At 69.7% G+C, this 16,468-nt stretch carries 14 protein-coding genes; 6 read left to right on the forward strand and 8 right to left on the reverse strand.

The features are described from left to right. Positions 1-898, reverse strand: an 898-nt coding sequence (locus A3G1_RS0113315; protein WP_018349969.1) for an NAD-dependent epimerase/dehydratase family protein, incomplete at its 3' end; no start/stop codon positions are given. A 425-nt stretch (positions 899-1,323) separates the two neighbouring features. On the opposite strand from A3G1_RS0113315, the gene A3G1_RS0113320 reads away from it, so the two are divergent. From A3G1_RS0113320 to A3G1_RS41410, 5 genes are all read left to right on the forward strand, one after another. Beyond that, a complete protein-coding gene (locus tag A3G1_RS0113320) occupies positions 1,324-3,162 on the forward strand; it encodes a hypothetical protein (RefSeq protein WP_018349970.1) in 1,839 nt (612 codons plus the stop codon). Next, positions 3,159-3,794 carry a hypothetical protein gene (locus A3G1_RS0113325; RefSeq protein WP_018349971.1) on the forward strand — a complete coding sequence of 212 codons (636 nt, stop codon included), beginning with the start codon at positions 3,159-3,161 and terminating at the stop codon, positions 3,792-3,794. Before A3G1_RS0113320 ends, A3G1_RS0113325 begins: the two co-directional genes overlap by 4 nt. 156 nt (positions 3,795-3,950) lie before the next feature. Beyond that, positions 3,951-5,765: a 1-deoxy-D-xylulose-5-phosphate synthase gene (locus A3G1_RS34760; RefSeq protein WP_157641116.1), complete on the forward strand. Its 1,815-nt coding sequence runs from the start codon at positions 3,951-3,953 to the stop codon at positions 5,763-5,765. Between the two features lie 43 nt (positions 5,766-5,808). Next, positions 5,809-6,885: a flavodoxin-dependent (E)-4-hydroxy-3-methylbut-2-enyl-diphosphate synthase gene (gene ispG / locus A3G1_RS0113335; protein ID WP_018349973.1), complete on the forward strand. Its 1,077-nt coding sequence runs from the start codon at positions 5,809-5,811 to the stop codon at positions 6,883-6,885. Between the two features lie 405 nt (positions 6,886-7,290). Next, a complete protein-coding gene (locus A3G1_RS41410) occupies positions 7,291-7,701 on the forward strand; it encodes a GNAT family N-acetyltransferase (protein ID WP_211216304.1) in 411 nt (136 codons plus the stop codon). Positions 7,702-7,710: 9 nt separating this feature from the next. On the opposite strand, the gene A3G1_RS0113345 is transcribed toward A3G1_RS41410, so the two are convergent. After that, positions 7,711-8,052 (reverse strand): YciI family protein, encoded by a 342-nt coding sequence (locus A3G1_RS0113345; protein WP_018349975.1) that lies wholly within the window; start codon positions 8,050-8,052, stop codon positions 7,711-7,713. 57 nt (positions 8,053-8,109) lie between these two features. On the opposite strand from A3G1_RS0113345, the gene A3G1_RS0113350 reads away from it, so the two are divergent. After that, entirely contained in the window at positions 8,110-8,316 is a 207-nt protein-coding gene (locus A3G1_RS0113350) for a hypothetical protein (RefSeq protein ID WP_018349976.1), read from the forward strand. Positions 8,317-8,601: 285 nt separating this feature from the next. Here A3G1_RS0113350 and A3G1_RS0113355 read toward each other — a convergent pair whose 3' ends face one another. From A3G1_RS0113355 to A3G1_RS0113380, 6 genes are all read right to left on the reverse strand, one after another. Beyond that, positions 8,602-8,880, reverse strand: coding sequence for a hypothetical protein (locus tag A3G1_RS0113355; RefSeq protein ID WP_018349977.1), 279 nt, complete (start codon positions 8,878-8,880; stop codon positions 8,602-8,604). Between the two features lie 63 nt (positions 8,881-8,943). Further along, a complete protein-coding gene (locus A3G1_RS0113360; protein ID WP_018349978.1) occupies positions 8,944-10,173 on the reverse strand; it encodes a helix-turn-helix domain-containing protein in 1,230 nt (409 codons plus the stop codon). A gap of 110 nt (positions 10,174-10,283) precedes the next feature. After that, positions 10,284-11,468 (reverse strand): terpene synthase family protein, encoded by a 1,185-nt coding sequence (locus tag A3G1_RS0113365; protein WP_018349979.1) that lies wholly within the window; start codon positions 11,466-11,468, stop codon positions 10,284-10,286. Between the two features lie 64 nt (positions 11,469-11,532). After that, positions 11,533-13,773 (reverse strand): terpene synthase family protein, encoded by a 2,241-nt coding sequence (locus A3G1_RS0113370; RefSeq protein WP_018349980.1) that lies wholly within the window; start codon positions 13,771-13,773, stop codon positions 11,533-11,535. A 13-nt stretch (positions 13,774-13,786) separates the two neighbouring features. After that, positions 13,787-15,202, reverse strand: a complete 1,416-nt coding sequence (locus A3G1_RS0113375) for a family 2B encapsulin nanocompartment shell protein (protein ID WP_018349981.1) — start codon at positions 15,200-15,202, stop codon at positions 13,787-13,789. A gap of 61 nt (positions 15,203-15,263) precedes the next feature. Further along, positions 15,264-16,370: a polyprenyl synthetase family protein gene (locus tag A3G1_RS0113380; protein WP_018349982.1), complete on the reverse strand. Its 1,107-nt coding sequence runs from the start codon at positions 16,368-16,370 to the stop codon at positions 15,264-15,266. Positions 16,371-16,468: the final 98 nt, after the last annotated feature.

Below are 16,468 nucleotides of genomic sequence, written 5' to 3' on the forward strand. Positions count from 1 at the left end.
GTTCGACGGTGATTTCTGGTGCCCATCCGAGCATGTTTTTGGCGCGGGTGATGTCGGCGGCGCGGCGGGTGACGAGGACGTCGCGGGGGACGAAGATGGGTTCGACGTTGGCGCCGAGGGCTTGGATGAGGATTTTGGCGAGGGTGGCGATGGAGGTGTCGATGCCGGTGCCGATGTTGATGGGCTTGCAGTCGTGTTCGGANTCGAGGGCGGCGACGACGGATTTGGCGAGGTCGGTGACGTGGATGAAGTCCATCGACTGTTCGCCCTTGCCGTCGATGGTGGGGGCCTGGCCGGAGCGGATGCGCTGGATGAACGTGTTGATGACGCTGGTGTAGTAGGCCTCGATCTTCTGGCCGGGGCCGTAGACGTTGAAGAAGCGCAGGGCGTTCCAGGACAGGCCCTTGGTGCGCTGGTAGAAGCCGAGGAGGTCTTCGCCGGCGCGTTTGGTGATGCAGTAGGGGGTGAGGGGGGCGAGTTTGTCGTCTTCGTGCATGGGGAGGCGTTCGGGGTCGCCGTAGACGGAGGCGGTGGAGGCGAACACGAGGCGCTTGACGCCGTGGTCGGCGGCGGCGGCGAAGACGTTGTTGTTGCCGGTCATGTTGATGTCGATCGACTCGTAGGGGTCGGCGACGGACTTGTTGATGGAGACGGTGGCGAAGTGGATGACGTGGGAGCAGCCGGCCATGGCGTTGTGGACGGCGCCGCCGTAGCGGACGTCCTGCTCGACGAGCTCGACGTTCCCGCCGGCGATGAGGGCGTTGACGGCCGCGCGGTCACCACGGGCCATGTTGTCGAAGATCCGGACCTTGTAGCCCTTGTCCAGCAGGATCGGGATCACATGCAGGCCGATGAAACCAGCACCACCAGTAAACAGAACAGTCTTCTGCTCGGACATACGGGGAAGGTTCTCCTTCGGGACAAGCCACGGACCGTGACAGTGAGATGAATTACCGATTGAGGTTAATTGTCATCTTCTGTGCCGTGGGTAGTATTGTCGGCTGCTTGGGCCAGAGGCCCCCAGCTCGGGTTCCACTAGTATGCCAGGGTAGATTTCCTGCGCCGCCAGGACAGGCTCCTCACCTGTGACCGGGCCAGTGATCCGGTGGTTTCACGGGGTGACATGTGTCAGCTCCGGTTCACTCAAGAAAGGATGCCTGGGTGTCTACTGCACCACCTGCACCACCCGTCGCGTCTAGTGAGCCATCACCCGCGCCTGAGTCGCCGGGGAGGCGGCCAGTTGCAGCTACACGCCGTGACGGCGTCCCGCTGCACTACGCCGGGCTGGCACTAGCGTTGTCCTGGGGGCTCCCAGCTGCCGCGATGGCGATCCACGCCGGCTGGATCCTCCCGCTCGTGCTCTGGGCCGCCACCGCGAGCCTGCTGCGCGCCGGGCGCACGATCCTCGACCGGCTGGTCCTGTCCCTCGGCGCCCTGGTCGGCACGACCTGCGCTGCCGGGCTGGTCCTGTCGCTGTGGCCGGTGACGCTCAGGCCGGTACCGGTCTTCGGCATCGGTTTCACGATCCTCGTCGTGCTGTCGGTCCTGACCCGCCGCCGCCCCCAGTTCCCGGTCCGCACCGCGGGGCTGGCCGAGGCCGGCGTGGTGCTCACGACCCTGGTCAGCGCGGCGTTCGCGGTGTACCCGTTCCTCGGCAAGGGCTTCGCCGGCCGGCTGGGCATCCTCGCGATGGGCGGCGACCTGGCCAGGCACTTCACGATCTACGACGGGCTGCGGGTCACTGGCGGCTTCCTGTTCATGCACCGCACCGAGGCGCTCAAGTACGTCGACGACGGGTACGAGAGCTACCCGCAGGGTGTCCACTTCATCTACGCGCTGCTCGCCAACGTCCTGCCGCAGGGTGCCGACCGTGACGACACCGTCGCGTCCTTCGACCTGCTGATCAGCCTCGACATCGCCACGCTGGTGTTCCTCTGCCTCGCGATGCTGTGGGGGGCGCGCTGGGTGGCCGGACCGCTGATGCGTAACCCGCTGACCCTGGCCCTGCTGGCCGTGATCTGCGGCTACGCGCTGTTCGGCGAGCCGGTGACCATGCTGACCCAGGGCTTCCCCTCGGAGATGGCCGGCGGCGGGCTGCTGGCCCTGCTGGTCGCGATCGTGGTCCGCCCCGTGCGGCGGCTGCCCGACCAGGCACTGCTGGTGTCCAGCCTGCTGGTGGGCATCTCCTTCACGTACTTCCTGTTCATGCCCTTCGCCGGGCTGCTCGCCCTGCTGTGGGTGTGGCGCAGCCGGCGAGCACTCCGCGGACACTGGGTGAAGATCGGGCTGCTGGCTCTGGTCACCGGGGCGCTGGTCATGGTGTCGCCGGTGGTGAACACGCTGATGAGCCCGGCGAGTGTCGGCAACCGGCTGCTGCTGCCAGGCACGATCACCAAGGTCGACCGGTCGGTGGTCGTCTTCTGGCTGCTGATGGTGATGGCTGGCGGCCTGCTGGCCTGGCGCCGCAAGATCGTCCTCTGGCGGAACGCCCTGATCGTCGCGGTGCTCAGCCTCGCGCCGGCCGTGCCGCTGTTCGCCTACCAGGTGTACAAAGGCAGGTCCCAGGAGACGTACTACCTGGACAAGCTGCTCCACCAGAGCCTGCTGACCGCCGTGGTGGTCTCCGGGGTGCTCCTGCTGATGGCCCCGAAGATCAAGCTGACCGGCGGCCTGCGGAACAAGGCGCTGCCGGTCGTGGTGACCGCGATGGTCGCCCTGGCGATGTTCGTCCGCGTCGCGAACGTGGAGTGGAACGGGCCGGTCGGCCTGGGCCGCAGTTTCCTGAGCGGGCGGGACGCGTTGCCGTCCGCCGGTGCGAGCACGGAGACCGCGATCACCATGTTCCCCAAGGCTGACGGCCGGGTGACCTGGGTGCAGCTGAGCAGCCGGATCGACCAGAGCAACCGTGAGGCCTCGCACTGGGCGACCCTGTACACGTCGGTGCTCCAGCGCAACTACCGCGACTCCTGGTCCACGTTCTACTGGGGCTACCCGTGGCTGCCCAACACCGAGGAGGAGACGGCCGAGTTCCTGATGACCTCGCCCGTCCCGCTGCGGATCCTGGTCGGTGACCAGATCAGCTACGAGTTCCTGAACCGCATCCAGGCGCGGTACCCATCCCTGGACCTCGAGATCGTCGACCTGAGGAAGAAGAAGCTATGACCCGCGCATGGATCCGGCGGGCCGTGGTCACCGCCCTCGTCCTCGTGGCCGCGGCGGGCTGCACGGGCGGTACCACCGCCGAGCCGGCGAAGAAGGCCTCGGAGCTCAGCGGCAAGAAGCTCCAGGACCTGCTGGCGATCTACCCCTGTGGGCTGTACGAGAAGGACGACGTCCTCAACACGATCAAGCCCAGCCTCACCAAGGCCGGCTGGCCGAGGATGGTCATCGAGGACATCCGGGTCCGGATGAGTGGTCACCTCCAGCGCTGCCAGTGGGTGTTCGCCCCGTGGGACCTGCGCAAGGACGGTTCCCAGCGGCTGTGGCTCTCGCTGTACAACGAGGGCGAGCACGGCGGCAAGCTGATGAAGGACTGCCTGGCCCGGCCGGGTGCCGCCGAACGCAGCAAGCAGAAGGTGGGCGACGAGTCCTGTGTGGATCTCGCCGGCCAGTGGCGGGTCCGGGTCGGCACGGAGTACTTCTCCGTCCTGGTCCACGTCCCGCCGTACATGGAGTCCGGCGACCGCCCGCTCGTCGAGGGCGAGAGCGTGACCCCGCCGTCGCGCACGACAGACAAGGCCAAGGCCGACATCGCCTACTACGTGGCTGCCGACCTGGCCAAGCGCCTGGGGTAACCAGCGGCACTACCACACGACCGCCCCGTCACCGGCTCTCCGGTGGCGGGGCGGTTTGTCGTACATGGGCGTTCGGCCTGGCGGAACGCCCGCCCGTCGCCGGTCGGCTCCTGGGGTGAGGTAGGGAGGTGTCTCACGTGCGGAGGTGGTGGCGAAGTGCTCTCCAGCAGTCATGACCAGCTGTCCCTTGTGGAGGTTTCCCCGGAGTCTGTCCGAGCCTGGCCGGCCGGTGACCTGCCGGCGCTCGCCGGCCGGATCCGGGACTTCCTGGTACCGGCGGTGTGCGCCTCCGGCGGGCATCTGGGGCCGAACCTGGGCGTGGTCGAGCTGACGATCGCCCTGCACCGGGTGTTCGCCTCGCCCCGGGACCGGATCCTGTTCGACACCGGTCACCAGGCGTACGTCCACAAGATCCTGACGGGCCGCGCCGGGGGTTTCGGCACGCTGCGCCAGGCCGGCGGCCTGTCCGGGTATCCGGCGCAGGCCGAGTCGGCGCACGACGTGGTCGAGAACTCGCACGCGTCGACGGCACTGTCCTATGCGGACGGCCTGGCGAAGGCGTACCAGCTGCGGGGCGAGGACCGCGCCGTCGTGGCCGTGATCGGCGACGGGGCGATGACGGGCGGGCTGGCCTGGGAGGCACTGAACAACCTCGGGGCTTCGAGCCGCCCGGTGGTCGTGGTGCTCAACGACAACGGCCGCTCGTACGCGCCGACGTCCGGCGGGCTGGCCGACCACCTCGCGGACCTGCGGGCCGGCCGGGCCTCGGGGAAAGGGAACATGTTCACCGCCCTCGGGTTCGCCTACGCCGGCCCGGTCGACGGCCACGACATCCCGGCGCTGGAGGAGGCGTTCCGGCAGGCCAGGGCGCTCGGCCGTCCCGTGGTGGTGCACTGCGTGACGGTGAAGGGGAAGGGGTACGGGCCTGCCGAGGGCGACGAGGCGGACCGCATGCACGGCGTCGGCGTACTCGACCCGGTGACCGGCCGCCCGCCGAAGCCGACCAGCCCGACCTGGACGGACGTCTTCGCCGCCGAGATCGCGCAGCTGGGGGCCGAGCGGCAGGACCTGGTCTGCCTGACGGCCTCGATGCTGCTGCCGGTGGGCTTCGGCCCGTTCGCCGCCCGGTACCCGGACCGGGTCTTCGACGTCGGCATCGCCGAGCAGCACGCGGTGTGCTCGGCTGCCGGGCTGGCTCTCGGCGGGCTGCACCCGGTCGTCGCCGTGTACGCGACGTTCCTCAACCGCGCCTTCGACCAGGTACTGATGGACGTGGCCATGCACCGCCTCCCGGTCACCTTCGTCCTCGACCGGGCCGGGATCACCGGGCCGGACGGCGCGAGCCACCACGGGATGTGGGACACGTCGTTCCTGGCGATGGTCCCCGGGTTGCGGGTCGCGGCGCCCCGTGACCCGGCCCGGCTGCGCGAGCTGCTCCGGGAGGCGGTGCGGGTGACAGGCGGGCCGGCTGTGGTCAGGTACCCGAAAATGACTGCTGGACCGGATCTGGACCCGGTGGACCGCGTCGGCCGGGCAGACATCCTGCATCGGTCGGGGAGCGACGTGCTGATCGTCGCGAACGGACCTGTGGCGCGGATGTGCGTGGCGGCCGGGGTGGATCTGGGCAGCGCGACCGTCGTCGACCCCCGCTGGATCATCCCGCCCGACCGATCCCTGCTGGCCATGGCCGCCGAGCACCGGGCAGTGATCACTGTGGAGGACGGCTCGCGGACCGGCGGCGCGGGCACGATGCTCGCCCAGGCGATGGCCGACGCCGGCGTGACCACCCCGGTGCACTGCCTCGGGCTGCCCCGACGCTTCCTCCAGCACGGCGACCGGGCCGCGATCCTCGCCCAGCACGGTTTCACGGCCGAGGCCATCGCGCACGCCGCCCGCCTGGCCCTGACCGGCGAAGGCCCCTACCGGCACGAACCGGACCAGCCCCCCGCCCAGTCCCTGTGGCAGTCCTGAACCCTTCCAGAACCCGTCCAGCCAAGCCGAGAGAGGAACGCCGATGACGACCTTGGCCATCCGCCGTCCCACCCGCCAGCTCCAGGTCGGCAAGGTGGGAGTGGGCAGCGAACATCCGGTGAGCATCCAGTCGATGACGACGACGCTGACCGCCGACGTGGACGCGACGCTCCAGCAGATCGCCGGGCTGACCGCCGCCGGCTGTGACATCGTCCGGGTGGCTGTGCCCTCGCAGGACGACGCCGAGGCGCTGCCGAGGATCGTGGCCCGGTCACAGATCCCGGTGATCGCCGACATCCACTTCCAGCCCCGCTACGTCTTCGCAGCCATCGACGCCGGCTGTGCCGGGGTCCGCGTGAACCCGGGCAACATCAAGAAGTTCGACGACCGGGTGGGCGAGATCGCCCGCGCGGCCGGCGCGGCTGGCGTGCCGATCCGGATCGGGGTCAACGCCGGTTCGCTCGACCCGCGGCTGCTGGCCAAGCACGGCAGGGCGACCCCGGAAGCCCTGGCGGAGTCGGCGCTGTGGGAGTGCTCCCTCTTCGAGGAACACGGCTTCACCGACCTGAAGATCTCGGCGAAGCACCACGACCCGCTGACGATGGTGGCCACCTACCGTCTCCTGGCCGAACGCTGCTCCTACCCCCTCCACCTGGGAGTCACCGAGGCCGGCCCGGCCCTCCAGGGCTCGGTCAAGTCCGCCACGGCCTTCGCGATCCTGCTCGCGGAGGGCATCGGTGACACGATTCGCTGCTCGCTGTCCGACCCGCCGGTGGAGGAGGTCAAGGTCTGTGAGCAGATCCTCCAGTCACTGGGCCTGCGTCCCCGCACGCTGGAGATCGTGTCCTGCCCCTCGTGCGGCCGGGCGCAGGTCGACGTGCACACCCTGACGGCGAAGGTCAGCGCGGCCTTCGACGGCTTCCCCCACCCGATCCGCGTCGCTGTCATGGGCTGCGTGGTCAACGGTCCCGGCGAGGCCCGCGAGGCCGACATCGGGGTCTCCTGCGGCAACGGCAAGGGCCAGATCTTCGTCCGTGGCGAGGTTGTCCGCACCGTCCCCGAGTCCCAGATCGTCGAGACGCTCCTGGAGGAGGCCCTCAAGCTCGAACCCGCCCCGTAACCCCGCCGCCGGTTTGGCCTGGCAATCCACTCCAGGCCAAACCTTTCTCTTCTTGTACCCGTCTCGTGGCCCCCTGGCTGCCTTCCACCGGTTCCGTCCGGCCCGGGCGGCTGACGGAAAACGGATCGACGACTTTGCCGAGCTCTGACACAGTGGCGCACCATGACCGGCTTCGAGCTTGTGACCGCCGGGGACATCCTGCTCATGCAGGGTCTCGCCCAGCGTGTCACCGCCACCCGCCCGGACCTGGTCAGCGCAGGTGCTTCGTACGGGGAACTGGCCTGGATCTGGGGCGGCGGGCCTGGAGCGCACGGTGTGCCCGACGGACGCCGAGGAGTTCACCCTGAAGCGATGGGCGGCGCACGGCTACGAGGCCGACCCGTACTCCCTCGGCGACGACGGCGAATGGAGGGGCCTGAGGCTGCGGTCCGGGCCCACGTGGACGCCTGGTCTCCCACCTCGTACACAGCCGGGTGCTACGCGGTCGTCCGGCAGACGGCGGCCTACCGCAGCGACCTGCACGTCCTGGTGGAAGCTCCGGACGGGACGATGGCCTCCTCCACGATCATGTGGTTCGACGAGGCGAACAAGGCCGTCGAGTTCGAGCCGGTCGGGACGCACCCGGACTACCGGCGCCTCGGGCTGGCGAGAGCGATGATGCTGCACGGGATGCACCTGGCGCGCGCCGCCGGGGCCACGCACGCGACGGTCGTCTGCGAGGGCGGAGCAGCGCACGCCGGGACCCAGCGGCTGTACTCCGGCCTCGGATTCCGTGAACTCTCGCGAGACGTACCGCTCATCAAGGCCGCAGCCTGAAAACCAGGGTCAGCTCGCCGGGTCGTAGTGGAACGCGCGGACCTCCTGCGCGCACCGGCAGGCGGCCGCGATTTTCGCAGCCCACTCCAGCGCCGCCTCCCGGGACGGCAGATCCAGGACCGCGTACCCGCCTTCGATCTGCCGCGTCTGCGGATACGTCCCCTCGGTCACCTTCCCGTCGCCGTCCACCATGACCGGCGGAACGCTCTCGTCGATGCCACCGCCGAACACCCAGACACCGGCGTCCCTGGCCTCCTGCACCACAGCATGCGAAGCGTCCCAGACGGCCTGGAAATCCTCCTCGGGAACCACCATCGCGCCACTCGGAAACGAGATCAGGTACTTCGCCATCGCTTCGGCTCCTTCTGCGGCCTTCGGCTGCAAGATTCGATCTGGGCAGGTGTGACAGTGTCTCCTATCATCCGGCGCGGCATCCTCGAAACCGCGATCTTCGGAAGCATCACGTTCGTGGCCCTGCTGCTGCTCGCGGACGGCAAACAATGGCCGCTCCTGGCACTGATGGTCCTGGCCTCCGGAGCACTACGGACGTGGCTCCTCGAGCTGCGCTACCGCAGAGCCGCCCAGGTCGGCTCGGAACGCGATCGCACCAGCTAGCAATCAGCCAGCGAGAGCCGGCCCCGCCGAGTGGGGCTCACAGTAGTCGCAGGGCGGAGGCCGCAAGCGTGACAGCTATTGCCAGCACGACCAGTAGGCGGACACTGATCGTCCTGTGCCTGTAGTGGCGCAAGCGGCGCTGGACGTGCACCATTCCGGGATACGCGGCACATGGCACAGCCAGCCATTGTGGACGGTCGGCGCCTGGCGGCGTGAGGGCTTCCGCTGCGTCGGCCGAGGTGTACGCGAGGAACCCTGAGGCGCACAGCCCGCATTCGTACGCCACTACGGGAACACCGGTGCGCACATGAGTGCCACGAAGGCTGATCGCCGACCCTCGTCATCAAGATCCGTCACGTGGAATCCGTACCCGGCCAGAAGCAGGTCCACCTCGGCACGAGTCGCGATGAGCTGGCAGCCGGCCGGTAGCTGGCGAGCGCAGCCGAACCCGCCGTGGCCATCAGCGAACAGGACGGGTCCCGTGGCGGTGCCCCAGGGTTGCAGGAGAAGCTCGCGGACCTTCTCGCCCAGCTCCCGGTGCTGGGCGGCTGTCAGTGAGAGCATGGCCTCACGGTACGAGGTCCATGACCGAGGGTGAGGTACGTCGGTTGACGGGTACGACCGTACCTAGTCTGCTCCGACCCCGACCCGGCCGGCCAGCGTGACCGCCTGGGCCCTCAGATACGCGGGGGACTCCTCCACCAGCCGCCGGACCATGTCCCGGCCAACAGGGGAGTACCTGATGACCTCTGTGGACACATCGGCGGCCTGGGACAGCAGATGGAGCACACCCTCGCGTGATCCCTCCAGGTCCGCGAGCCGGGCCACTTCGAGCAGGTGCCGTGCCCGGTGCTCGGTCGACGTGATCGTCGCGGGGTCAAGCGCGTAGGCATGGTTGGCCGCGCTGGCCATGTCGCCCATCTCGACCGCGCACATCACGCCGTACACCTCGACCCGCACGGGTCCGATCTGCGTCCACGGGTGCGCGTATCCGGCTGGCAGCAGCTGCCGCACGATCGTGTCCGCCCGGCCCCAGTCCTGCCAGGACGACTGGTCACCAGCTCTGGCCCGGGTCAGCGCCGAGCACAGGTGCAGGTCCGCGAGCATCGCGGCCCGCTCGACCTGTTGGCCGCCCGTGCTCGAAGCGACCAGCGGAGTCATCAGCTCGATGGCTTCACGGAGCCGGTCCGAGGCCTCGTCCGTCCGGCCGACGGCTCTCAGCAGGTGCGCCGTGTACCAGACGGATCCGGCGATCGTGACCGGCTCGTCAGCTTCGAGCGCTGTGGACATGCCCCGGTCAGCCGTCAGCCACACGAGTTCGCGGTCGCCGTGCCAGGCCAGGTATGCCTGAGCCATGTGGTAGCCCTGCGCCAGCAGCGCCAGTGCCTCCCGCCGGGCCTCGCCGGTGTGCAGGCGGGCTGATCGCTGGAGCTGGTCGAGCAGGCCAGGCAGGAACTCGCCGGCCTCGGTGCGCTGGCGGGCGGACGTGTGCCAGGTGCGCCAGGCGGAGTCGACCGCCCCCCGCAGGTACTCCACCGGTTGAGGCTCGCCGTCGACCGAGAGATGCCATGTCGTGAGGACCCGGCGCACCTCGGGTACGCCCGGGTGACTCACCGGACCCGACAGCGACAGCCGTCCGATGTCGGCACCGTAGAGGTCGGCGAGGTCGTCGACGCGCAGGGCCGGAGCGAGCTTGCGCGCCGAGTCGATCGACAGATTCCGGCGGCCGTTCTCGATGAACTTGACGGCCGTGACGCTGAGCCCGCTCTGCGCGGCGAGACCAGCCTGCGTCAGCCCCCGGGCTTTGCGCAGTGCCCGGACCCGCTGGCCCGGAGTCATGGCGGACGGCTCTGGCATGGCGCGCCTCCTGGGGGTACAAGGTGTACCCCCAGGTTAGGTTCCTGCTTGCAGGGAATGCGCTTCCGGCACGCAGGTTGGCACGTTCCGGACATCAGTACACAGTGGATCTACAGGAGTTCGAGTTCTTCTGGGGTGGGCAGGGTCACCGGGGCCGGGCTGTGGCAGTCTGCTGGGCCTGAGGTGGTGAGTTCTTCCTCGTCCCAGAAGTCGGGGAGGCTGTAGCGGTGGTCGTTGGTGGCGTGCCACCAGTGGTTGCCGTCGACCCAGTCGGCGACGCCCTTGCAGAAGCGGGCGAGCTGTGGGAGCGGGTGGGCCGCCATGAGCAGCGCGCACTGTTCCTCGAACTGTTCCATCAGGTCGTTGTGGACGCGGATGGCCTCCAGGTAGGCCTCGCGGTCCGAGCAGCCGGTCTCGGCCTGGACGACGCGGGGGAGGTTGAAGTGGCCGGGGTCGGAGCGGAGTTCCTTGGTGTAGGAGTAGAGGTCGTTCACGATCGTGGTCGCGTTGCCCGCGAGCCCGATCATCTTCTGTACCAGCGGCAGGTCGTGGAACTCGGCCGGCAGTTCGTACCCGGCGACCAGGTCGGTGAGCACCGGGCACGGCCGGAAGTTGTTGTACTGCCGGTACAGCAGGTACTGCCACACGGTCGGCACGGTGCCGTCGAGGGCGTAGCCGGCTTCGGCCGCGTACCCCAGGTGCAGGCGCAGCAGGTCGTGCCGTTCGCGGTCGGCCTGGGCCGGGGTGCCGTACTTCTCCAGGTACGAGAAGGCTGACACGTACGAGACGACGGCCGGGTCGGAGTCCCGCCATTCCCGCCACTGGGAGGCGTAGGGCTCGGCGGTGTGCAGCGGGTCGACGGCGGTGTGGGCGCGGAGGATGCGGTACGCGAGGCCGCTCGGGCCGCCGCCGTAGGGCCCTGCCTCGCAGTAGGTGTCGTCGATGGCGTTCTCGGCGACGAGCATGCGGGAGGCGACCATCAGGTGCTCGACGCTCTGGTAGTCGGGGTGCTGGAGGCAGATCGCGTAGCCGAAGCCGAAGCCGCGGAAGTCCTCCTCCCATTCCGGCGGGTAGAGGCCGATCTCGTCGACGGCCCAGCGGGCGGTGCGTTCCTCGACCTCCGCCACGAGCAGCGGGTCGGGTTCGGGCACGCTGTGCCAGTGCAGCCCGGGGATGGGGCGGACCGGGGTCGAGCGCGCCTGCCCGGCCTCGGGTGCCGCCGGCAGGTGTGCGCGCGCGAAGGCCGTGCCCAGCCCGCGCGGGCCGGGCGGCAGGCCGCCCGTGGTGTCAGTCATGACGTCTCCTCACAGCATCGCCAGCACTTGGTTCAACGCTTGGGTCAACGATTCAGCCGGTACATCAGTCAATACATTGACCAGTGAATCGGAGAAAGCTATCCACTGTGGATGGAAACGGCGGTCCGGCGATGCTGCCGAGACTGAACGGCACTGCGGCCGGTGGCGGCGACGGGACCGGGGCTGGCGGGTCGTAGCGGCGGCGCAGGCCGGCCTCGGAGTACCGGCCGCACTCGGCGTGCCAGGCCAGGATGGCGACCATCCAGTCCTTGAGTTCGCGGACGCGGCGGGTCAGGCTTGCCCGTGCGGCGTCGCCGAGGCCGAGCTGCTCGCACAGCCGGGGCAGCTCGACGCCCGCGACCCGCTGGAACTGGGCCAGCCTGGCATCCATCAGGTTCTTGAAGACGACGGTCGCCTGTTCCCGGTCGTAGCCGAAGAAGTCCTGGATGACGAGGATCAGGTTGTGCAGCTCGTTCTCGTACTCGGTCTCCTTGTGGTACGAGTACCAGTCGTTGATCATCCAGCCCACGTCGTTGGCCGTGGTCTCCAGGTCGATCATGGTTTGCGTGCCGAACACCTCCGCCGGGATGGCGTCCGAGTGGCTGAACCTGGCCAGCACCAGCGTGAAGTCCGAGCCGAACGTCGCCCGGCGCATCTCGACGTAGTCGACCGGGTCGGGGATCCTGTTGAGCGCCAGGTTCACGATCTCCCAGCAGGAGGCGGTCAGGAACTTGCCGACGCCCTCGCGGAACTGGTCCTTCTCCGCCGTGGTCATCGTGGCCGTCGTCCGGGTCCACAGGTCGGCCAGCCCGGCCTCCATCCCGTTCGCGGCTCGCGGCGCGGGCACACCTTCGGCCGGCATGAACTCGGCCAGGCGGTGGCTCTGCAACACCGAACCCGCCACGTCCTTCGCCTTGCCGAACACCTCCGGGTAGTAGTCGTCGAGATACGTACCCCAGATCAGCCAGCCAGCCGACAGGTCCAGTGCCTCCGGGCCGCCGTCCGGATCGATGCCAGCTGAGCAGTGTGCGAGGTCGAAGGCCACCACGTCGTCCTCCGTCCACAGATAACGCGAGGTGTGGCCGGGCAGGAGAGCGCTGATGCCCATCTCGCGGGCCCACGCCTCGCTGCGGTCGCGCACCCCGTCCAGGTGGGGGGAGAGGCGGTGGGGGAAGGGCAGCGAGATGTCCGGCGCCGGGTCAGGGCCTGTTTTCTGGTACGGGACATGGGTGTAGTGCCGGACGCGGCCGGCGCCGAGCCTCGCCGCCACCCGCTCCGGGCTCATCGGCCCCTGCTCGAAGTCGGCGGGCTCGTTCGAGTAGCGGCTGGAGCGTGCGTGCCACTCCTGGCCGCCTGCCTGCCAGTCCTGCAACCCTTTCACGTACCCGAGCACGGCCAGCTGCTCCACCGGCCCGGCCCTGTGCTCGGCCAGCAGCAGCGGCACCTCCACCACAGCCGTGTGCTCGAACTGCTGCATGCGGCTGGTCAGCAGCTCGTTGAGCCAGCCGGCCGCCTCCTGGGTACCGACGCCGAGGAACTTCTCCAGGACCAGGACCCCGTTGGACAGCTCGCCCTCGTCGAGCACCTCGCGCTGGTACGAGAAAAGGTCGTTCCTGAAATGGACGGCGTCGGAGAAGGTGTCCCGCAGCACCCGCATCGGCCTCGTGGCGGCGATCCCCGCCGGGACCTCCGCACCCACCGCGTGCTCGACGAGATTCGCCGACCACGGCGCCCCGCCCACCTTGCGCCGCATCTCGACGTACTCGATCGGGTTGGCCACCCGCCCGTCGCGGATCGCCAGCAGCTCCCACATGGACTCGTCGAGCAGCGCGATCGTGCTGTCCGTGAACCGTTTCCGCCAGGCCCCCGACCGCGCGGGGATCGTGCGCGCCCACAGGTCCGCCAGGCCGGCCTCGACCGGATTCTCCGGCTCCGGCACCGGGCCGCCCGCCAGCGGCATGAAGGCCCGCAGCCGACCGAGGTGCTCCCTGGCGCCCTCCACGTCCCTCGGCCGCTTGTAGAACTCCAGGAAGCGGTCGTCGAAGTAGAACACCCAGACGTACCAGTCCGTGATCAGGTCCAGCATGTCCTGGCCTGCGTCGGGATGCGTGTACGCGCACATCAGCGCGTAGTCGTTCGCGGTCAGCTTGGCCTGGTCCCAGACCACCGTGCCGTCCGGCCCGTCCTCGCTCAGCATGCCCAGCCGGGCGGCCCACGCGTCGCTGTGCTCGCGGGCGTGCTGCTCGTGCGGGTTACGCCGGGCCGGATGGTTCAGGTAGAACTCGGGCAGCGTGAAGGCTTCCATCGTCTCCTCGTTCCTACCGGTAGTGGCCGAGCTCGACGTTCTCCAGCACGCCGAGCGCGTCCGGGACGAGGACAGCGACGGAGAAGTACGCCGTCACCAGGTAGGACATGATGGCCTGCTCGTTGATGCCCATGAAGCGCACGGAGAGCCCCGGCTCCCGCTCGCCGGGCAGCTCAGCCTGCCGGAGCCCGATCACGCCCTGCTGCGCCTCTCCGGCCCGGACCGCGATGATCGACGTCGACCGGCTCTCCGAGATCGGGACCTTGGTACACGGCAGCATCGGCACGCCCCGCCAGGCCGGCACGGCCTCACCCTCCACGATGGCCGTCTCCGGGTATACCCCGAAGCGCGTGCACTCGCGGTGGAAGGCCGCGATCGCCTGCGGGTGGGCGAAGAAGAAGCTGGTGTCCCGGCGCAGGGACAGCAGGTCGTCGAGGTCGGCCGGGGTCGGCGGGCCGGAACGGGTCGGCAGGCACTGCCTCAGGTCCGCGTTGTGGAGCAGGCCGAAGTCGCGGTTGTTGACCAGCTCGTCCTCCTGCCGCTCGCGTAGCGCCTCGACCGTCAGGCGCAGCTGCTGCTCCGTCTGGTTCATCGGCTGGTTGTAGAGGTCGGCGACCCGGGTGTGCACGCGGACGACGGCCTGCGCGATGCTCATCTCGTACTCGCGCGGCTCCAGCTCGTAGTCCACGAAGGTCGCCGGGATCTGAGGCTCGCCCGCGTGGCCGGAGGCCAGCTCGATCGCCGCCTCGCCGTACCGGTTCTGCGGTGGCCGTGGCGCGCTCAGGTTGGCCTCGATGTGCGCGACGAGCGCCGAGCCGCGCCTGCCCAGCTTCGCGAACACGGTGACCGGCAGGGCGAGCAGCGTGACGGCTGTGCTGGCCTTGACCGTGTACCCCCACTGGCCGGTGCTGCCGGGTACCAGGTACTCCTCGCCGAAGTGCCCGCCGTCGGCCATCGTCCCGAGCGTCGCCGTGTCGCCGAACTCGGTCACGCCGAGCCTGGTCACCTTGCCGTGCGCGATGAGGTACGTCTGGCTGACCGGCGTGCCGGCCTCCGCGATCACCTCGCCCGGGCCGAACTCGCGCTGCACGAGCCGGTCGGCGAGCAGGGTCAGCAGCTCGACATCGGTGAACCCGCGCAGCAGCGGCAGCTCGGCCAGCGACTCCGGCACGACGCGGACCTGGCCGCCCGACCGGTACATCGCGACGCGGCCCTCGCCGGCCTGGTAGGTGAGACGGCGGTTGACGCGGTACGTGCCGCCGGACACGGCCGTCCACGGCAGGGCGCGCAGCAGCCACCTGGGCGAGATCTCCTGCATCTGCGGCACGGACTTGGTGGTGGTCGCCAGGTTCCGCGCGGCGGCAGTGCTGAGGCTGTGCTGGTCGCTGTTGTCTCGCCCATGCCCGGTTTCCGGGACGGTCTGCGTCATGACAAGGCTCCGCTTCTGCTGCTGTGGTGTGGGGGGACGAGTGGAAGTCTGGAGTGGACGGTCACAGGTCGCGGCGGGTCGCGGCGTCGATCAGCGCGGCCAGCACCTCCCTGGCCTCCGGCGCGACCGGGGCTGCTGCCAGGGCGGCGCGCGCTGCGAGAACCCGGACCGCGATCATGTCCTCGACGGCCGCCGGGGCCCCGGTCGCCAGCATGATCCGGCGGAGCTGCGCCGCGCCGAGCGCCGTCAGGTTCGCCCGGCCGTGCAGGGCTGCGATCTGCCTGGCCTGCCGGGCGTCGGCGCGTTCCCTGGTGAGGGCGATCAGGACGGTCGGGCGGCCCTCGCGTAGCTCGTCGGCCGCGTGCCTGCCCGTCACCTCCGGGTCACCGAAGACACCCAGCAGGTCGTCACGGAGCTGGAACGCCTCACCGAGCGGCCTGCCGACGGCGGTCAGCGCCTCCAGCAGCTGCGGCCCGGCCCCGGCGGCGGCCGCCCCGATCCGCAGCGGACCCTCCACTGTGGGTGGTGAGGTCTTGTGCCGGATCACGTTGAGCGCGCCGGCCAGGCTCCCGCCCCGCGCCTGCTCGTGCAGGTCGAGGAACTGCCCGGCGATCGTCTCCGTCCGCATCCTGGCCAGCTGCGCGTCGGCCGCTGCCAGGGCGGTGGCCGGCAGGCCGCTCGTCCGGTACATCTCGTCGGACCAGGCCAGCAGCAGGTCACCGCAGTCGATGGCGGTGTTCGCGCCGAACCGGGCCGCGTCACCCCGCCAGGCGGAGCGGGCGTGCAGGTCCGCCAGGTACCTGTGCAGGGCCGGGCGGCCGCGCCTGGTCGCCGCGCGGTCCATCACGTCGTCGTGGATCAGGCAGAACGCGTGGAACAGCTCCAGCGAGGCCGCGACCTGGATGATCGGCTGGCAGTCCGCGCCGCCGGCCGCGCGCCAGCCCCAGTAGCACAGCGCCGGGCGGAGCCGTTTACCCGGCGCGAGCACGAAGCCCCGCAGCGCCTCCCACACCAGCTGGCTGCCGCCCTGCTTCGCCGCTGGCTCCGGCCAGTGGCCCGCACGGGCGTCGAGGAACGCGGCGAGCGCGCCGCCGATCCTGCTCCGCAGGCCCGGGAGCTGCTGCGCCGCGGGTATCTCAGGCTGTACGTGAGGGGAAAGACTGCTCATCACTGCGCGGCCTCCGATCGGCGACGACAGTCACTTTAGGACTGAAATGTGCGGCGGCAGGCGGCTGTTCCGGTCAGCCGACCGCGCACTTGGCGGTG

This window comes from Longispora albida DSM 44784, from assembly GCF_000379825.1.
GTDB classification, from domain to species: domain Bacteria; phylum Actinomycetota; class Actinomycetes; order Mycobacteriales; family Micromonosporaceae; genus Longispora; species Longispora albida.

Bases quoted from the DNA above. Each gene is read 5' to 3' on its own strand.
- A3G1_RS0113320 (WP_018349970.1), top strand. From the start codon at position 1,324: ATGGCGATCCACGCCGGCTGGATCCTCCCGCTCGTGCTCTGGGCCGCC.
- A3G1_RS0113325 (WP_018349971.1), top strand. From the start codon at position 3,159: ATGACCCGCGCATGGATCCGGCGGGCCGTGGTCACCGCCCTCGTCCTC.
- ispG (WP_018349973.1), top strand. From the start codon at position 5,809: ATGACGACCTTGGCCATCCGCCGTCCCACCCGCCAGCTCCAGGTCGGC.
- A3G1_RS41410 (WP_211216304.1), top strand. From the start codon at position 7,291: ATGGAGGGGCCTGAGGCTGCGGTCCGGGCCCACGTGGACGCCTGGTCT.
- A3G1_RS0113345 (WP_018349975.1), bottom strand. From the start codon at position 8,052: ATGGCGAAGTACCTGATCTCGTTTCCGAGTGGCGCGATGGTGGTTCCC.
- A3G1_RS0113355 (WP_018349977.1), bottom strand. From the start codon at position 8,880: ATGCTCTCACTGACAGCCGCCCAGCACCGGGAGCTGGGCGAGAAGGTC.
- A3G1_RS0113360 (WP_018349978.1), bottom strand. From the start codon at position 10,173: ATGCCAGAGCCGTCCGCCATGACTCCGGGCCAGCGGGTCCGGGCACTG.
- A3G1_RS0113365 (WP_018349979.1), bottom strand. From the start codon at position 11,468: ATGACTGACACCACGGGCGGCCTGCCGCCCGGCCCGCGCGGGCTGGGC.
- A3G1_RS0113370 (WP_018349980.1), bottom strand. From the start codon at position 13,773: ATGGAAGCCTTCACGCTGCCCGAGTTCTACCTGAACCATCCGGCCCGG.
- A3G1_RS0113375 (WP_018349981.1), bottom strand. From the start codon at position 15,202: ATGACGCAGACCGTCCCGGAAACCGGGCATGGGCGAGACAACAGCGAC.
- A3G1_RS0113380 (WP_018349982.1), bottom strand. From the start codon at position 16,370: ATGAGCAGTCTTTCCCCTCACGTACAGCCTGAGATACCCGCGGCGCAG.